Annotated in this window: 15 protein-coding genes; 5 read left to right on the top strand and 10 right to left on the bottom strand. The window is 70.0% G+C overall.

Translation table 11 applies throughout. The features are described from left to right. Positions 1-2: 2 nt before the first annotated feature. The 8 genes from AVS7_RS13625 to AVS7_RS13590 form a co-directional block, all read right to left on the bottom strand. On the bottom strand, positions 3-1,166 hold the full coding sequence (locus AVS7_RS13625) for an acyl-CoA dehydrogenase family protein (protein WP_020228963.1): 1,164 nt from the start codon (positions 1,164-1,166) through the stop codon (positions 3-5). A 115-nt stretch (positions 1,167-1,281) separates the two neighbouring features. Then, positions 1,282-2,199 carry a LysR substrate-binding domain-containing protein gene (locus AVS7_RS13620; protein ID WP_034690941.1) on the bottom strand — a complete coding sequence of 306 codons (918 nt, stop codon included), beginning with the start codon at positions 2,197-2,199 and terminating at the stop codon, positions 1,282-1,284. Between the two features lie 69 nt (positions 2,200-2,268). Continuing rightward, positions 2,269-2,874 (bottom strand): nucleoside triphosphate pyrophosphatase, encoded by a 606-nt coding sequence (locus tag AVS7_RS13615; protein ID WP_020228961.1) that lies wholly within the window; start codon positions 2,872-2,874, stop codon positions 2,269-2,271. Positions 2,875-2,927: 53 nt separating this feature from the next. Beyond that, positions 2,928-3,395 (bottom strand): 23S rRNA (pseudouridine(1915)-N(3))-methyltransferase RlmH, encoded by a 468-nt coding sequence (gene rlmH, locus AVS7_RS13610; RefSeq protein ID WP_020228960.1) that lies wholly within the window; start codon positions 3,393-3,395, stop codon positions 2,928-2,930. Between the two features lie 161 nt (positions 3,396-3,556). Next, positions 3,557-4,231 carry a ribosome silencing factor gene (gene rsfS, locus AVS7_RS13605; protein WP_020228959.1) on the bottom strand — a complete coding sequence of 225 codons (675 nt, stop codon included), beginning with the start codon at positions 4,229-4,231 and terminating at the stop codon, positions 3,557-3,559. Positions 4,232-4,315: 84 nt separating this feature from the next. Next, the gene (gene hemF / locus AVS7_RS13600; RefSeq protein ID WP_020228958.1) at positions 4,316-5,224 is read right to left on the bottom strand and encodes an oxygen-dependent coproporphyrinogen oxidase; all 909 of its coding nucleotides are present in this window, start codon (positions 5,222-5,224) and stop codon (positions 4,316-4,318) included. Continuing rightward, positions 5,221-6,498 carry a phosphoribosylamine--glycine ligase gene (gene purD, locus AVS7_RS13595; RefSeq protein WP_020228957.1) on the bottom strand — a complete coding sequence of 426 codons (1,278 nt, stop codon included), beginning with the start codon at positions 6,496-6,498 and terminating at the stop codon, positions 5,221-5,223. Before purD ends, hemF begins: the two co-directional genes overlap by 4 nt. Next, positions 6,495-7,214, bottom strand: a complete 720-nt coding sequence (locus AVS7_RS13590) for a YebC/PmpR family DNA-binding transcriptional regulator (protein WP_020228956.1) — start codon at positions 7,212-7,214, stop codon at positions 6,495-6,497. The genes purD and AVS7_RS13590 overlap by 4 nt, the downstream gene beginning before the upstream one ends. 73 nt (positions 7,215-7,287) lie before the next feature. On the opposite strand from AVS7_RS13590, the gene AVS7_RS13585 reads away from it, so the two are divergent. From AVS7_RS13585 to upp, 5 genes are all read left to right on the top strand, one after another. Beyond that, positions 7,288-8,802 (top strand): helicase HerA-like domain-containing protein, encoded by a 1,515-nt coding sequence (locus AVS7_RS13585; RefSeq protein WP_020228955.1) that lies wholly within the window; start codon positions 7,288-7,290, stop codon positions 8,800-8,802. Between the two features lie 72 nt (positions 8,803-8,874). Further along, on the top strand, positions 8,875-9,588 hold the full coding sequence (locus tag AVS7_RS13580) for a glutathione binding-like protein (protein ID WP_020228954.1): 714 nt from the start codon (positions 8,875-8,877) through the stop codon (positions 9,586-9,588). Positions 9,589-9,638: 50 nt separating this feature from the next. Further along, entirely contained in the window at positions 9,639-10,478 is an 840-nt protein-coding gene (locus tag AVS7_RS13575) for an enoyl-CoA hydratase-related protein (RefSeq protein WP_020228953.1), read from the top strand. 114 nt (positions 10,479-10,592) lie between these two features. Continuing rightward, entirely contained in the window at positions 10,593-11,552 is a 960-nt protein-coding gene (locus tag AVS7_RS13570) for a threo-3-hydroxy-L-aspartate ammonia-lyase (protein ID WP_020228952.1), read from the top strand. A gap of 48 nt (positions 11,553-11,600) precedes the next feature. Continuing rightward, positions 11,601-12,230 (top strand): uracil phosphoribosyltransferase, encoded by a 630-nt coding sequence (gene upp / locus AVS7_RS13565; RefSeq protein WP_020228951.1) that lies wholly within the window; start codon positions 11,601-11,603, stop codon positions 12,228-12,230. A 12-nt stretch (positions 12,231-12,242) separates the two neighbouring features. On the opposite strand, the gene AVS7_RS13560 is transcribed toward upp, so the two are convergent. Then, the gene (locus AVS7_RS13560) at positions 12,243-14,666 is read right to left on the bottom strand and encodes an AI-2E family transporter (protein WP_200405928.1); all 2,424 of its coding nucleotides are present in this window, start codon (positions 14,664-14,666) and stop codon (positions 12,243-12,245) included. A 117-nt stretch (positions 14,667-14,783) separates the two neighbouring features. Beyond that, positions 14,784-16,100, bottom strand: a complete 1,317-nt coding sequence (locus AVS7_RS13555; protein WP_020228949.1) for a protein kinase — start codon at positions 16,098-16,100, stop codon at positions 14,784-14,786. Positions 16,101-16,167 lie beyond the last annotated feature (67 nt).

Genomic DNA, 16,167 nt, shown 5'->3' with positions numbered 1-16,167 from the left:
GCTCAGGCCGCCAGCGCCAGGATGCCGTCGGGCGAGTCGCCGTCCTTGACCAGGCGGCGCCCGATCAGGTCCTTGAGCGTTTCGGTGGCCCCGCCGCCCAGGGTGCCGTAGCGCGCACCCCGGAACAGGCGCGAGACCAGGTATTCGTCCGTGAAGCCGTACCCGCCGTGCACCTGGATGGCTTCGCTGGTGACGCGGATCGCCACCTCGTTGCATGTGATCTTGGCCACAGCGCTCTGGAACGGGTCGGGGAAGGGGTTGGCCGAGGCGCAGGCCTTGTACAGCAGGCCGCGCGCACCTTCGATGTCGCGGTACATGTCCGCGAGCTTCCAGCGGATGCCCTGCGAATCGGAGATGGGGCCGCCGAAGATGGAGCGCTCCTTCACGTACTTGATGGATTCATCGAACGCCCCCTCGGCCAGTCCCAGGGAGATGCTCGGGTTCAGGCAGCGCTGCGTGTTGAACGCGGTCAGCAGCTTCTTGAAGCCGTCCTCGCGGATGACGAGGTTCTCCAACGGCAGCTCGCAATCGTTGAACTGCACCTCGTGGAGGTTCTCGCCGCCCAGCGTGTGGTAGGTGCCGGTGACGGCCAGCCCCGGCGTTCCTGCCTCGACCAGCACGCAGCCGATGCCCTCGCGCCCCGGCTGGCCGTTGATGCGCGTGAAAACCACGAACACGCCGGCCTCGGGTGCGCGGCTGATCAGCGTCTTGGTGCCGTTGAGCACCAGGCGGTCGCCCTTCACCACCGTGTTGGTCCGGTAGTTGGCGACATCGGTGCCCGCATGCGGCTCCGTCATGCACACGGCCAGGATGCATTCGCCGGTGCACACCTTAGGCAGGATGCGCTCGCGCATCTCCTTGGGCGCATAGGTGGAGATCACGCGGGTCTGCACGCCCGCCTCGCCCAGCACCGCCATCGCGGTGACGTAGCAGGTCTTGGCGATCTCCTCCAGGATCAGGGCCGTGTCGAACACCGGCAGGCCCAGCCCCCCGTACTCCTCCGGAACCGCCATGCCCAGCACACCGATGTGCGCCAGTTCGCGGATGTTGTCCCAGGGAAAGCTGCCGTCCAGGTACTGCAGGCCCCGGGTCTTGAATTTGCCCTGGGCCAAGTCTCGCACCGAGGCGATCATGAGCTTGCGTTGTTCGTTCAGGTGAAAGTCCACGGAGGTTCCTTTGCTTCTTGTGGAGCGCATCCGCCGCAGGGATGGCGATGCCGTTGGAACCGCAGTCTGCGCCGCGCGGCGTGGACTTTCAAACGAGAATATGTACCGTCCAGGCTTACTTTTGGTAAGCCTGCTCCGGGTCTGGAACGACCATCTCCAGCCATGCGAAGAAGGCATCCACCTTCGACTTTTCCGCGCCCTCTTCGCGTGCCAGGGCGTAGTAGCCGAGCTCCCGGCCAAGCACCACGTCCGACACGGCGACCAGGCTGCCCGCGGCCAGTTCTTCCTCGACGTAGCGGCGCTGCACCAGCGCGACGCCCAGCCCCCGGCGCGCGAACTCCAGCACCACGGCCATGTCCTCGAACGACTGCAGGCGCTGCCGTGGCATGGGAACGCCCGCCTGCGTGAACCAGTCGTGCCAGTCCTGCCGGCGCGCCTCCAGCGACAGCAGGGGCCATCCGGCGATGGCCGCGGGATCGGCGGCCGCGGTGCCCCCGGACTGGCGCGCGAGCAGATCCGGGCTGCAGACCGGCACCAGTTCGTCACGGAACAGCAGCAGCGCCCGGTGGCCGGGCCAGTGCGGGCCGCCGTAGCGGATCACGATGTCGGCCTGCCCGCCGCTGCCCGCGGCAGGCGCGGAGGAGCCGCCGGAGAGCCGCACCTTGATGTGGGGGTGCGCCGCCTGGAAGTCCGGCAGCCGGGGCACGAGCCACTTCACCAGGAACGTGGTGTAGCCGCGGATGGTCAGGATGCTGGAGGTGTGCCGCGTGCGGAATTCATCGGTCAGCGAAGCGATTTGCCGGAACGCCTTGCCCAGGCCCTTCGCGTAGTCCATGGCCTCCGGCGTGAGGCTGATGCCGCTGGGCTCGCGCCGGAAGAACTCCACGCCGAAATAGTCCTCGAGCAGCTTGACCTGCCGGCTGATGGCCGCCGGCGTGACCGACAGCTCCTGCGCGGCGCGCGCGAAACTGTTGTGGCGCGCCGCTGCCTCGAAGGAGCGCAAGGGGTTGAGGGGTGGGATGGGTCTGGCCATGGAGGCCACTGTGCCATGGGGCCGCGCCTCCCGCACCCCGCGCCCGGAACAACGCCGCGCGCAACCCGCCTATAGCGCCCAGCCTGCCGCGCGCAGCAGCCCCGCCGTTTCGTACAGGGGCAGGCCCATGATGCCGGAATAGCTGCCCGCCATGTGCTCCACGTGGGCCGCCGCGCGGCCCTGGATGCCGTAGGCGCCGGCCTTGCCCATGGGCTCGCCGCTGGCGACGTAGGCGTCGATCTGCGCGGGCGTCATCGCGGCGAAGCGCACGCGCGAGACCGACAGCGCCGCGCTGCGGCGCGGCCCGTCCTGCAGCGCCACGGCGGTCAGCACCTCGTGCTCGCACCCGGACAGCTCGGCCAGCATGCGCGCCGCATCCTGCGCGCCCTCGGGCTTGCCGAGGATCGTGCGGCCCAGCGCCACCGTGGTGTCCGAGCACAGGATGGGCGCGGGCGGCAGGCCGCGCCGCGCGTGGCGGGCGACGGCAGCGTCGAGCTTCAGGCCGGTGACGCGCTGCACGTAGTCGGCCGGCGCCTCGCCGGGCAGCACGGCTTCCAGTCCTTCCGCGTCCTCGTCGGTGCCGGGCAGCAGCAGTTCATGGCGCACGCCGATCTGTTCGAGCAGCTGGCGGCGGCGCGGGCTTTGCGAGGCGAGGTAGATGAAGTTATGGGTCAAATCAGCCTCCAGCGCTTATATGGCAAGCGCGAACAGCTATCAAAAGCGTAGTATCACTCGCGGTGATAGGGATGCCCGGCGTTCACCGACCACGCGCGGTAGAGCTGTTCGATGAGCAGCACGCGCACCATGGCGTGCGGCAGCGTCAGGTCCGAGAGGCGGATGCGTTCGTGCGCCGACTGGCGCAATGCCGGGTCGAGTCCGTCAGGGCCGCCGATGACCAGCGCCACGTCGTCGCCGCCCAATTGCCAGTCCTTCAGGCGCTGGGCCAGGGCCTTGGTGGTGAGGGAGGTGCCGCGCTCGTCCAACGCGACGATGCGGGTGCCGCGCGGGATGGCGGCCTCGATGCGCTCGCGCTCCGCCGCGTACAGGGTTTCAAGCGTCTTGGAGCCGCGCGGCTCGGTCTTGACGGCCTTGAGTTCGACCTTCAGCTCGGGCGGGAAGCGCTTGGCATAGTCGTCGTAGGCCGTTTGCGCCCAGTCGGGCACGCGCTGGCCCACGGCGACGATGAGCAGCTTCATCAGAAGGTGTGAATGAATCCGGCGTGCCCGAGCGGGCCGCACAAACGTGCGCCATCAAGGCGCAAAGCGCAGCCATAGCCCGTGCTATGGCGAGCATTTGCAACGCCGAGGGCGTGCGTTTTTGCGGGACGAGCGGGCATGGCGGGTTCGTTCACACCTTCTTAGCCCCTGCGCGCCGGGGCCTTCTTGGCAGGGGCCTTGCGGGCCGGAGCCTTGGCGGCTGCCTTCTTCGCCACGGGCTTGTTGACCACGATGGTCTTCACCGGGGCCTTCCTGGCGGGCGCCTTCTTCGCGGCGGCTTGCTTCGCCGGGGCCTTGGCGGGGGTCTTGGCCGGCGCCTTTTTCGCTGCGGGAGCCTTGGAGGCGGTCTTCGCCGGAGCCTTCTTCGCGGCGGCCTTAGGCTTGGCCTTGGACTCAGGCGCAGCCTTGGCCGGCTTGGACGCCGCCGGCTTGGGTGCGCCGAGCTTCAGGCGCACGGGCTTGTCGCCCCAGATCTCCTCCAGGCGGTAGTACTGGCGGATGGCGGGCTGCATCACGTGCACCACGGCCTGGCCGCAGTCCACGATGATCCATTCGCCGTTGTCCTCGCCCTCGGTGCGCGGCTTAGGGAACCCGGCCTCGCGCACGGCGTCGCGCACGCTGGAGGCCAGCGCCTTGGTCTGGCGGTTGGAGGTGCCGGTGGCGACGATCACGCGCTCGAACAGCGGCGAGAGGTGCTCGGTGTTGAAGACCTGGATGTCTTGCGCCTTGACGTCTTCCAGGCCATCGACGATGGCGCGCTGGAGCTTGGTGACGTCTTTCTTGGCGGCGGTTTCCGATTTGCTGGAAGTGGTCATCGGGCGGGTCTTCGGTAGGTATATGAAAGAAATAGAACTCTAACGCTTACAGGATAAGCGCTGGCAGCTATCGAAACAAGAGTATCAGACCCAATCACGGCGCTGCAGGAAGCGCGCGGAGAGGTCAAACTCGGGCGAGCCGGGTTCCGGCTCGCGCTGGTAGCTCCACGCGGCCAGCGGCGGCATGGACAGCAGGATGGATTCCGTGCGCCCGCCGGACTGCAGCCCGAAGTGCGTGCCCCGGTCCCAGACCAGGTTGAACTCCACGTAGCGCCCGCGCCGGTAGAGCTGGAAATCGCGCTCGCGCTCGCCCCAGGGCATGCCCTGGCGGCGCTGCACGATGGGCAGGTAAGCGCCTAGGAAGGCATCGCCCACACTCTGCGTCATCGCCAGGCTGCGCTCGAAGCCGAGTTCGGAGAAGTCGTCGAAGAAGATGCCGCCCACGCCCCGCTGCTCGCCGCGGTGCTTGAGGAAGAAGTATTCGTCGCACCAGGTCTTGAAGCGCGGGTACAGCCCTTCGCCGAAGGGCGCCAGTGCATCGCGGCAGGCGCGGTGGAAGTGCACCGCGTCTTCCTCGAAGCCGTAGAAAGGCGTCAGGTCCATGCCGCCGCCGAACCAGCAGGCATCGCCCGCTGCGATCATGCGCACGTTCATGTGCACCGTGGGCACGTAGGGGTTGAGCGGGTGGAAGACTAGCGACACGCCCATGGCCTCGAACGGCGCGCCGGCCAGCTCGGGCCGGTGCTGCGTGGCCGATGGCGGCAGGCGCGGGCCGCTCACGTGGCTGAAGCCGCAGCCGGCGCGCTCGAACACGCGCCCGCCTTCGAGGATGCGCGTGATGCCGTCGCCCTGCAGGGGCGAGCCGGCCTCGCGCCGCCAGGCGTCGGAGCGGAAGCGCGCCCCGCCCTCGCCTTCGACCTCTTCCAGCGCGCCGGTGATGCGCGCCTGCAGGTCGGTGAGGTAGGCGCGCACGGCGACGGGATCGGGCTTCATTTCACGGCCCTGTGGCCGATGTCGCGGCGGTACTGCGCGCCGTCGAAGTGGATGCCGCGCGCCACGTCGTACGCGCGCTGCTGCGCCTGCTTGACGCTGTCGGCCAGCGCCGTGACGCACAGCACGCGGCCGCCGCTGGTGCGCACCACGCCCTCGACGAGCTCGGTGCCGGCGTGGAAGACCATGGCGTCGTCGGCGTCGGGCGGCAGGCCGTTGATGGCGTCGCCCTTGCGCGGCGCCTCGGGGTAGCCGTGCGCGGCCATCACCACTCCGAGCGCGGTGCGGCGGTCCCACTGCAGCTCGACCTGGTCGAGCTTGCCGTCCACGGCCGCGCCCAGCACGTCCACCAAGTCGCTCTTGAGGCGCATCAGGATCGGCTGCGTCTCCGGGTCGCCCATGCGGCAGTTGAATTCGAGCGTCTTGGGGTGGCCCTTGCCGTCGATCATCAGGCCTGCGTAGAGGAAGCCGGTGTAGGGGATGCCGTCCTTTTCCATGCCGCGGATGGTGGGCAGGATGACCTCGCGCATGGCGCGCGCGTGCACGTCGGCCGTGACCACCGGCGCGGGCGAATACGCGCCCATGCCGCCCGTGTTGGGGCCCTGGTCGCCGTCCTTCAGGCGCTTGTGGTCCTGGCTGGTGGCCAGGGCGGCGACGTTCTTGCCGTCGCACAGCACGATGAAGCTCGCCTCCTCGCCTTCGAGGAACTGCTCGATCACCACCCGCGCGCCGCCGTCGTTGTGCGCCACGCCGTACTTGTTGTCCACCAGCATGAAATCCACCGCGTCGTGGGCCTCCTCGGCAGTCATCGCCACCACCACGCCCTTGCCGGCGGCCAGGCCGTCGGCCTTGACCACGATGGGCGCGCCCAGGCTGTCCACGAAGGCATGGGCCGCGGCCGGGTCGGTGAAGGTGTCGTAGTCGGCCGTGGGGATGCCGTGGCGGCGCATGAAGGCCTTGCTGAACGCCTTGGAGCTTTCGAGCTGCGCAGCGGCCTTCGTCGGGCCGAAGATGCGCAGGCCGTGGGCGCGGAACTCGTCGACCACGCCGGCGGCCAGCGGCGCCTCGGGGCCGACGACGGTCAGGCCGATCTTGTTCGCCTGCGCCCATTCGCGCAGCTCGCGCACGCCGGTGATGGGCACGTTCTCGAACTTCGCGTCGAGCGCCGTGCCGCCGTTGCCGGGCGCCACGTAGACCTTGCTGGCCTTGGGAGACTGGCCGAGCTTCCAGGCCAGCGCGTGTTCACGGCCGCCGCCGCCGATGACGAGGATCTTCATAACGCGGCGTTGTGGTAGACCTCTTGCACGTCGTCGAGGTCTTCGATCATGTCCAGGAGCTTCTGCATGCGCGCAGCGCCGTCGCCTTCGAGCTCGATGGTGTTCTCGGGGCGCATGGTCACCTCGGCCACGTCGGGCGTGAGGCCCGCGGCTTCCAGCGCGTTCTTCACGGCCTCGAAGTCGCCGGGAGCGGTAAGCACCTCGATGGCGCCGTCCTCGTCGGTCACGACGTCCTCGGCACCAGCCTCCAGCGCCACTTCCATGACCTGGTCCTCGCTGGTGCCGGGGGCGAAGATGAGCTGGCCCACGTGCTTGAACTGGAAGGCCACCGAGCCCTCGGTGCCCATGTTGCCGCCATATTTGCTGAAGGCGTGGCGCACCTCGGCCACGGTGCGCACGCGGTTGTCGGTCATCGTGTCGACGATGATCGCGGCGCCGCCGATGCCATAGCCCTCGTAGCGGATTTCCTCATAGTTCACGCCCTCGGCATTGCCGGTGGCCTTGTCGATGTTGTACTTGATGCGGTCGGCGGGCATGTTGGCCGCCTTGGCCTTGTCGATGGCCAGCCGCAGGCGGGGGTTGGCCGATACGTCGCCCCCACCGGCGCGCGCCGCCACGGTGATTTCACGAATGATGCGCGTCCAGATCTTTCCGCGCTTCTCATCCTGGCGACCCTTGCGGTGCTGGATGTTGGCCCATTTGCTGTGTCCTGCCACTGCGGCGTCCTTTGATTGATTTAATCTACCGTCCGCGATTTTAACTTTCGACTCCCCCTCCTCCCGCACCGCCATGGCCGAACCCCTACTCATTGCACAGCGCGACTCCACCCAATGCCACCTGCTGCCCGGCCTGGCGAACCGCCACGGGCTGATCACCGGCGCCACCGGCACCGGCAAGACGGTGACGCTGCAGACCCTGGCCGAGCAGTTCTCGCGCATCGGCGTGCCGGTCTTCATGGCCGACGTGAAGGGCGACCTGACCGGCATCAGCCAGAAAGGCAGCATCCCCGAGAAGATGGCCGCCACGCTGGCCGACCGGGGCCTGCCGCTGCCCGAGCCCGCCGCCTGCCCCGCCACGCTGTGGGACGTATTCGGAAGCCAGGGCCACCCCGTGCGCGCCACCATCTCCGACATGGGCCCGCTGCTGCTGGGCCGCATGCTGAACCTCAACGAAACCCAGCTGGGCGTGCTCAACCTGGTCTTCAAGATCGCCGACGACAACGGCCTGCTGCTGCTGGACCTGAAGGACCTGCGCGCCATGCTCACCCACGTGGGCGACAACGCCAAGGAGTTCACCACCGAGTACGGCAACATCAGCGCGGCCAGCGTGGGCGCCATCCAGCGCGGGCTGCTGCAGATCGAACAGCAGGGCGGCAGCGAATTCTTCGGCGAGCCCATGCTCAACATCCAGGACTTCATGCAGACCGTGGACGGCAAGGGCGTGGTCAACATCCTGGCGGCCGACAAGCTCATGAACTCGCCGCGCCTGTACGCCACCTTCCTGCTGTGGATGCTGTCCGAGCTGTTCGAGCAATTGCCCGAGATCGGCGACCCCGACAAGCCCAAGCTGGTGTTCTTCTTCGACGAGGCCCACCTGCTGTTCAACGAAGCGCCCAAGGTGCTCGTGGAGCGCATCGAACTCGTGGTGCGCCTGGTGCGCTCCAAGGGCGTGGGCGTGTACTTCGTCACCCAGAACCCGCTGGACATTCCCGACAGCGTGCTCGCGCAGCTGGGCAACCGCGTGCAGCACGCGCTGCGCGCCTTCACCCCGCGCGACCAGAAGGCCGTGAAGGCCACGGCCACCACCATGCGGCCCAAGGCGGGACTGAACATCGAGGCCGCCATCACCGAGCTGGCCGTGGGCGAGGCGCTGGTGAGCTTCCTCGACGCCAAGGGCCGCCCCTGCGAGACCGAGCGCGTCTACGTGCTGCCGCCCGGCAGCCAGATCGGCCCCATCACCGACGCGCAGCGCCGCGCGCTCATGGCCGGCTCGCTCGTCGCCGGCATCTACGACACGCCCGTGGACCGCGAATCGGCCTACGAGAAGCTGCGCGGCCGTGCCGACGAGGCCGCCGCCGGCGCCGCATCCGGGGCGCCCAACGGCAAGGCCGCGCCGCAGGACGACGGCGGCCTGATGGGCAACCTGAACGACGTGCTGTTCGGCAGCACCGGCCCACGCGGCGGCAAGAAGGACGGGCTGGTGCAGACCATGGCCAAGTCCGCCGTGCGCACCATGGGCACCAACCTGGGCAAGGAGATCCTGCGCGGCGTGCTCGGCGGGCTGCTGGGCGGCAGGAAGCGCTGAAACCTTCAAACCAAATCGGCCTCTCGCGCTTGTGCGGCAAGCGCGGCCAGCTACCCTTTCAGGAGCACACCCATGATCGACCTGTACTACTGGACCACCCCGAACGGCCACAAGATCACGCTGTTCCTCGAAGAAAGCGGCCTGCCCTACCGCATCCATCCGGTGAACATCGGCAAGGGCGAGCAGTTCGCGCCCGAGTTCCTGCGCATCGCGCCCAACAACCGCATCCCTGCCATCGTGGACCAGGCACCCGCGAGCGGCGGCGCGCCGCTGTCCGTCTTCGAGTCCGGCGCCATCCTGCTGTACCTGGCCGAGAAGACCGGGCGCTTTCTGCCGCAGGACCTGCGCGGGCGCACCGAGGCGCTGCAGTGGCTGTTCTGGCAGATGGGCGGCCTGGGGCCCATGGCCGGGCAGAACCACCACTTCACGCAGTACGCGCCCGAGCAGATCCCCTATGCCATCGACCGCTACGTGAAAGAGACCGCGCGCCTGTACGGCGTGCTCGACAAGCACCTGGCCCAACAGTCGGCAGAGGGCCGCGACTACATCGCGGGCGACTATTCCATCGCCGACATGGCCTGCTACCCCTGGATCGTGCCGCACGAAAAGCAGCGCCAGGACCTGGCCGCCTTCCCGCACCTGCAGCGATGGTTCGCGCGCATCGCCGCGCGGCCCGCCACGCAGCGCGCCTACGCACTGGCCCAGGGCATCAACACCGCGCCCACGGTGGACGAGGCCGCCAGGAAGGTGCTGTTCGGCCAGGACGCCTCCACCGTGCGGCGCTGAGGTCCCGCAGGCGACAGCGCCGCGCGCTGCACGCCCTACATTGGCGGCCCATGAACGATCTGCGCTGCTTCACCCTCTCCACCCAGGAACACGTCGCCCACCTGGTGCTCGATCGTCCCGAGGCGATGAACACCATGCACCCCGCCTTCTGGCGCGAGCTGGACCAGGTGCTGGACCACCTGCACCGCGCCGGCGACGTGCGGGCGCTGGTCGTCAGCAGCACCGGCAAGCACTTCAGCGCGGGCATGGCGCTGGAGACCTTCGGCGGCGCCATCACACTGGACGACCGCAGCCCCGAGGGGCGCGCCGCCATCTTCGACCTGCTCACCGACATGCAGGCCACGTTCACGCGCATCGAGAGCCTGCGCGTGCCGGTGATCGCCGCCATCCACGGCGGCTGCATCGGCGGCGCGGTGGACATGGTGGCGGCCGCCTGCATCCGCTACGCCACGCGCGACGCGTTCTTCTGCATCCAGGAAATCAACATCGGCATGGTGGCCGACGTGGGCACGCTGCAGCGCCTGCCCAAGCTCATGCCGCTGGGCCTGCTCAAGGAGCTGGCCTACACCGGCCGCCGCCTGCCGGCCGAGCGCGCGCTGGCCTGCGGGCTGGTGACCGAGCTGTTCGGCTCGCACGAGGAACTGGTCGCCGGCGCCCTGGCCTGCGCGCGCGAGATCGCCGCCAAGCCGCCCGTCGCCATCTGGGGCACCAAGCAGGCCGTGCACTACGCGCGCGACCACGGCGTGGAAGACAGCCTGCGCCAGATGGGCTGGCTGCAGGGCGCCATCTGGAGCAACCGCCACGTGGGCGAGGCCGTGGCCGCCATGCAGCAGCGGCGCGCGGGCGACTTCCCGGCCCTGGCGCCGCTCAAGCGCTTCAGCGAACTCTAAATTCATAGCTGCCAGCGCTTGCTGGACAAGCGCTGGAGGCGGTTTCGGCATGAAAGATTGCCGCACTCCCGGCTATGATGGCGCGCCCCCTCATCCCCCCGGAAAGCGCCCGCCATGCATCTGCCCACCTACGACGACGTCGCCGAAGCCGCCCACCGCCTCAAGGGCATGGCGCACCGCACGCCGGTCCTGCGCTCCAGCACGGCCGACGCGCTGCTGGGCGCCAAGCTGTTCTTCAAGTGCGAGAACCTGCAGCGCATGGGCGCATTCAAGTTCCGCGGCGCCTTCAACGCCCTGGCGCAGTTCACCGAGGCGCAGCGCCAGCGCGGCGTGCTGGCCTTCTCGTCGGGCAACCATGCGCAGGCCATCGCGCTGTCGGCGCGCCTGCTGGAGATGCCCGCCGTCATCGTCATGCCCCAGGACGCGCCCGCCGCCAAGATAGCCGCCACGCGCGGCTACGGCGCCGAGGTCGTCACCTACGACCGCTTCACCGAGGACCGCGAGGCCATCAGCCGCCGCCTGGCTCATGAGCGCGGCATGACGCTGATCCCGCCGTTCGACCACCCCCACGTCATCGCCGGCCAGGGCACCGTGGCCCTGGAACTCATCGAGGACGTGCCGCACCTGGACTACCTCTTCACCCCGCTGGGCGGCGGCGGCCTGCTGTCGGGCTGCGTGCTGGCCGCGCGCCAGCACGCGCCGCAGTGCCGCGTGGTCGGCGTGGAGCCCGCGGCCGGCAACGACGGCCAGCAATCCCTGCGCGCAGGCCGCATCGTGCGCATCGACACGCCGCGCACCATTGCCGATGGCGCGCAGACCCAGGCGCTGGGCGAAATCACCTTTCCCATCATCCAGGCGGGCGTCGCCGACATCGCCACCGCCACCGACGCGCAGCTGGCCGAGGCCCTGCGCTTCTTCGCCGAGCGCATGAAGATCGTCGTGGAGCCCACGGGCGCATTGGCCTTCGCGGGCGCACGCCATGGCGGCATCGACCTGGCCGGCAAGCGCGTGGGCATCGTCCTGAGCGGCGGCAACGTGGACCTGGCGCGCTACGCCGAGATCCTGGCAGGCTGAACCGGCGTGCAAAAATCGGGCATCCCTTTTCACGAAAAACACCCCTCCATGAGCAACGTCCACGTCATCGACCATCCCCTGGTGCAGCACAAGCTCACCCTGATGCGCAAGAAGGACGCGAGCACCAACAGCTTCCGCCGCCTGCTGGGCGAGTTGTCCACCCTCATGGCCTACGAGGTCACGCGCGACATGCCGCTGCAGGACGTGCAGATCGAGACCCCGCTGGAGACCATGACCGGCAAGGTGATCGACGGCAAGAAGCTGGTGCTGGTCTCCATCCTGCGTGCGGGCAACGGCTTCCTGGACGGCATGCTCAACGTGGTGCCCGGCGCGCGCATTGGCCACATCGGCCTGTACCGCGACCCGGCCACGCTGCAGCCCGTGGAGTACTACTTCAAGATGCCCTCGGAGATGGCCGAGCGCGACATCATCGTCGTGGACCCCATGCTCGCCACCGGCAACTCCGCCGCCGCCGCGGTGCAGCGCCTCAAGCAGCTGCAGCCGCGCTCCCTCAAGTTCGTCTGCCTGCTGGCCGCGCCCGAGGGTGTGGCCACGCTGCAAAAGGCCCACCCCGACGTGCCCATTTACACGGCGGCGATCGACCGCGAGTTGAACGACCACGGCTACATCCTGCCCGGGCTGGGTGACGCGGGCGACCGGATTTTCGGAACGAAGTAAGAAGCTGCTGCCTTACTGCGGCACGATCTGCCCCACCGTGGCGGAGCCCGCGGCGGCCGGAGCCGGGGCCGGCGCGTCAGCCCAGCCGGCCATGAGGTCGCCCGCCATGGCCTTGAGCAAGCGGGTTTCGCGCGCATCGAACACGTGCGCTTGCGTGTCCAGCAGGCACAGCGCACCCAGCACATGGCCCGCCGCGTCGCGCAGCGGCACGCCGGCATAGAAGCGCAGCCGGCGCTCGCGCAGCGCGGGGTTGCCGGCGAAGCGCGCATCCCGGGCGATGTCGGGCACCACCAGCGGCTGTCCCGACGCTACTACGTGGCCGCATAGCGACAGCTCGCGCGGCAGCGTGTCGCACGCAGGGGCCTCGGACTCGCCCTCCTCGGCGGCGGGCAGGCGCCCGTGGCTGCACAGCGCCGTCTGGCGGTCCTGGTCCACCAGCGACACCATGGCGAACGGCACGTCGAAGATGTCCGCCGCGCGCTGGGCCGCGTGCTGGCACAGCCGGCGCAGGGCGTCGCTGTCCAGCGCGCCGCTGGCCAGCAGGGCCTGCACGCGCTCGGCGTCGCCCGCGGGAACGGGCGCGGCCTCGAACGCCTCGCCGGCCGGACCGCCCTGCAGCTGGGCCACCTGCGCCAGCGCCTCTTCCAGCGAAGTGGCCACGGCGTCGGCCCCCAACAGCGCGCCGTCGCCTTCGGCCGGCAGGTCTTCCAGCGGCTCGCCCAAGAGCGCGAGCACGATGCGCAGGTGCGGCCATTGGCGCCGCAGCCGCCGGCAGGCATGGCGTGCGGCGGCGGCGGGCTGGGGCGACAGCCAGACCACGCAGGCCACGCGCACGGCCTCCAGCCCCTCCGGCGGCTCGGCCGTGGCGGGGCCCGCAGCCCATGCCTGCGCCGGACAGCCGCGCAGCGACAGCGCATGCGCCGCCATGCGCGCGGCGAGGTGGTCCACCTCCCACTTGCCGCCCAGGCAGGCGACGCGCGGCGCGGCCGAAGGCACGATCGGCTCGGGGTATTGCTCCTGCAGGTCGTCCAGCAGCTCGTCCATGCCCTCCACCAGCCGCAGCCGGTGCTCGGGCGTGGCCACGCGCGCGTGGTCGCCCACCGCCATGCGCAGCACGGGCAGGCCGATCTGGGCATAGAACGCGGGCACGGAGCCCTGCAGCGCCTCGGTCTGCGCGACGCTGAGCTCGATGGCCTCTTCGGCGTCGTCGGCCAGCAGTCGCTGGTAGATGCGCGTGGGCTCGTCCAGCACGGCCCGGCTGCCCAGCAGCACGTCCAGGAAGGCGAGCTGCGGCAGGTAGCGGCCGACGACCAGCAGGCACACGGTGAGCGGCGTGGACATGATCAGGCCCACCGGCCCCCACAGCGCCGTCCAGAAGGTGGCCGCCACGATGAGCGACAGGGCCGACAGCCCGGTGCTGGAGCCGTAGAGCCAGGGCTCGATCACGTTGTTGCTGATCAGCTCCAGCACCACGATGAGGCCGATGGCCCACAGCACCAGGGTCCAGCCCGGGTCCACGGCGAAAGCCAGCGTGACGGGGAAGGCCGCCGCGATCAGCGGCCCCACGTAGGGCACGAAGCGCATGACCGCCGCCAGCGCGCCCCAGAGCAGCGCGCCGGGCACGCCGATGAGCCACAGGCCCAGCCCCATCGGGATGCCGTAGGTCACGTTGACCAGCAACTGCATGGTGAGGTAGCGCGAGATGCGCCCGCCTGCCTCGTCCATGGCGTCGGTGGCGCGGTGCAGGTCGGCGCCCCACAGGCGCAGCAGGCGGTCGCGCAGGTCCACCCGGTCCAGCAGGATGAAGACCACGAACACCAGCACCAGGCCCGCCTGCGTGAGCGGGCCGCTCAGCGCCCCCAGCGCGGCCATGGCCTGCTGCGCGGGCGTGAGCTGCGGCGGCTGCACCTGCACCTGCTGCACGGCGCGCTGCGTGCCGCCGCCCGGCAGCACGGGCCCGGCCGCCTCGACCTCGCGCTGCACGATGTCCAGCGTGCGCTTGGCGCCGTCGAACATGCCCGGCGCGCGAAGCTCCTGGCGCAGGGCGCGCAGCTTCTTGCGGATGGTGGTCTGGTAGGACGGCAGCTGCGCGCTGAGTTCGCGCGCCTCCTTGGCCACGAACAGCCCCGCGACGCCCAGCGCCATCAGCGTGGCCAGCACCACGGCGATGACGGCCGGCAGGCGCGGCAGGCCGATGCGCTTGAGCCGCGCCACCAGCGGTTCGAGCACGAAGCTGAGCAGGAAGGCAAGCGCCAGCGGCACCAGGATGGAGCTGCCCGCATACAGCCCGGCGATGAGCAGGGCCGCGATGACCAGCCCGGTCATGAGCCGCAGGCTGGGCACCAGCGCATCGAGCGCGGTGCCGCGCGCCGCGGCCCCCATCCGGGGCACATGCGGCGGCCGATGCCGCGGGGGTGGGGTTTCGGTGCTGCCCATGGTGCTCGCAGGGGTGGGGACGGCGTATTGTCCGGCGGCATGGCACGCGCTGCTGTAGGCCAAGCGGCCATCAGCGCGGTGCCTGGGGCCGGCCATCCGGCAATTCCCGTGCGGGCGTTATGGGACGGCCGGCCCCAGGTCCCACTCGGCGATCTGCTCGTTGGCGGCCACCAGCCGGCCCACGAGCAGCTGGATGAAGGCCTTGTCGAAGCGCGACTGCAGCCCGTCCGAGGCGCCGCGCAGCGCCGGGTTGCGCACCTTGAGCAGCAGCGCCTCGGTGCGCGCCGTGGCGGTGGCGGAGCGCACGCGCGCATCGGGGCGCAGGTAGCTCATCTCGCCGATGGTCACGCCCGGCCCGAGCACGCTGAGCTGCCAGCCCTGGCGCGTGACCAGCACCTCGCCCTCCAGGATCAGGCTGAACGAATCGCCCGCCGCGCCCTCCTGCATGAGCACCGTGCCGACGGGCACGCGCAGCCAGCGGCCCAGGCGCATCAGCTCCCAGAGCGCCACGTCGTGGAAATCGGCCAGGAAGCCCAGCGCGCGCAGGCGCGCGAAGCGCTCGGCCTCGGTGTCCTGCGAGCGCAGGCGCGGCAAGGCCTGCTGCACGGCCAGCAGCGCGTCGCCGAATTCGGCCCAGGTGGGGTATCGCTCCCGCGGGTTCTTGGCCAGCGCACGCAGCAGCACCGCGTCTACGCTGGAGGGCAGCGCCGCGCGCAGCAGGCTGGGCGCGGCAGGCGTGTCGTTGCCGATGCGGTAGAGCGTGGCGTAGTCGCTCTCCCCCGCGAACGGATGGCGGCCGGTGAGCAGCTCGTAGAGCGTGACGGCCAGCGAGAACATGTCGCTGGCATGCGTCAGCGGCTGCTCGCGCACCTGCTCGGGCGACATGTAGGCGGGCGAGCCCACCAGGCCCGCGAGCTGCGTGGCCTCGCTGCGCAGCGACAGCGCCGCACCGAAGTCGGTCAGCTTGACCTCGCCGCCCGCCGTCAGCAGCAGGTTGGCGGGCTTGATGTCGCGGTGCACCAGCCCCTCGCGCTGGGCGTATTCGAGGGCGTTGGCGCATTTGAAGGCGATGTCCAGCACCTGCGGCACGGGCAGCAGCGCGTCGGCGCGGGCATGGCGCGAAAGCGCGCCGCCTTCCACGTATTCCAGCACCAGGTAGGGCTGGCGGGCGTCTTCGTCGGCGTCGAGCAGGCGCACGATGTGCGGGTGGCGCAGGCGCCCGGCCAGCCGCGCCTCGTTGCGCAGCAGGCGCCGGTGGCGCTCGGCCTGCGCGGGATCGGCCAGCAGGTGCGCATGCGTCTGCTTGATGGCCACCTGTCGGCCGCGAAAACCGTCCACGCCCAGGTAGACGACGCCGCTGGCGCCGCGCCCCAGCTCGCGCTCGACGCGGTACTTGCCGATGCTGGCGGGCGGCGGGGGCGGTGCGGCGGGCATGGCGGGCGCTTTCATGGACGGGGTGCGGGCGCAAGAATACCAATAAAATCCGGCTCCAGCGCTTTCA

It is taken from the genome of Acidovorax sp. MR-S7 (genome assembly GCF_000400995.2).
In the GTDB taxonomy this organism is placed as follows: Bacteria; Pseudomonadota; Gammaproteobacteria; order Burkholderiales; family Burkholderiaceae_C; genus MR-S7.
The sequence above is the reverse complement of the archived record's forward strand: the minus strand, read 5'-3'. Positions and strand labels throughout refer to the sequence as shown.

What these genes read in the sequence shown, in the direction of transcription:
- AVS7_RS13620 (WP_034690941.1), bottom strand. Translation starts at nt 2,199, where the DNA reads ATGGCCAGACCCATCCCACCCCTCAACCCCTTGCGCTCCTTCGAGGCA.
- rlmH (WP_020228960.1), bottom strand. Translation starts at nt 3,395, where the DNA reads ATGAAGCTGCTCATCGTCGCCGTGGGCCAGCGCGTGCCCGACTGGGCG.
- rsfS (WP_020228959.1), bottom strand. Translation starts at nt 4,231, where the DNA reads ATGACCACTTCCAGCAAATCGGAAACCGCCGCCAAGAAAGACGTCACC.
- hemF (WP_020228958.1), bottom strand. Translation starts at nt 5,224, where the DNA reads ATGAAGCCCGATCCCGTCGCCGTGCGCGCCTACCTCACCGACCTGCAG.
- purD (WP_020228957.1), bottom strand. Translation starts at nt 6,498, where the DNA reads ATGAAGATCCTCGTCATCGGCGGCGGCGGCCGTGAACACGCGCTGGCC.
- AVS7_RS13585 (WP_020228955.1), top strand. Translation starts at nt 7,288, where the DNA reads ATGGCCGAACCCCTACTCATTGCACAGCGCGACTCCACCCAATGCCAC.
- AVS7_RS13580 (WP_020228954.1), top strand. Translation starts at nt 8,875, where the DNA reads ATGATCGACCTGTACTACTGGACCACCCCGAACGGCCACAAGATCACG.
- AVS7_RS13575 (WP_020228953.1), top strand. Translation starts at nt 9,639, where the DNA reads ATGAACGATCTGCGCTGCTTCACCCTCTCCACCCAGGAACACGTCGCC.
- AVS7_RS13570 (WP_020228952.1), top strand. Translation starts at nt 10,593, where the DNA reads ATGCATCTGCCCACCTACGACGACGTCGCCGAAGCCGCCCACCGCCTC.
- upp (WP_020228951.1), top strand. Translation starts at nt 11,601, where the DNA reads ATGAGCAACGTCCACGTCATCGACCATCCCCTGGTGCAGCACAAGCTC.
- AVS7_RS13560 (WP_200405928.1), bottom strand. Translation starts at nt 14,666, where the DNA reads ATGGGCAGCACCGAAACCCCACCCCCGCGGCATCGGCCGCCGCATGTG.
- AVS7_RS13555 (WP_020228949.1), bottom strand. Translation starts at nt 16,100, where the DNA reads ATGCCCGCCGCACCGCCCCCGCCGCCCGCCAGCATCGGCAAGTACCGC.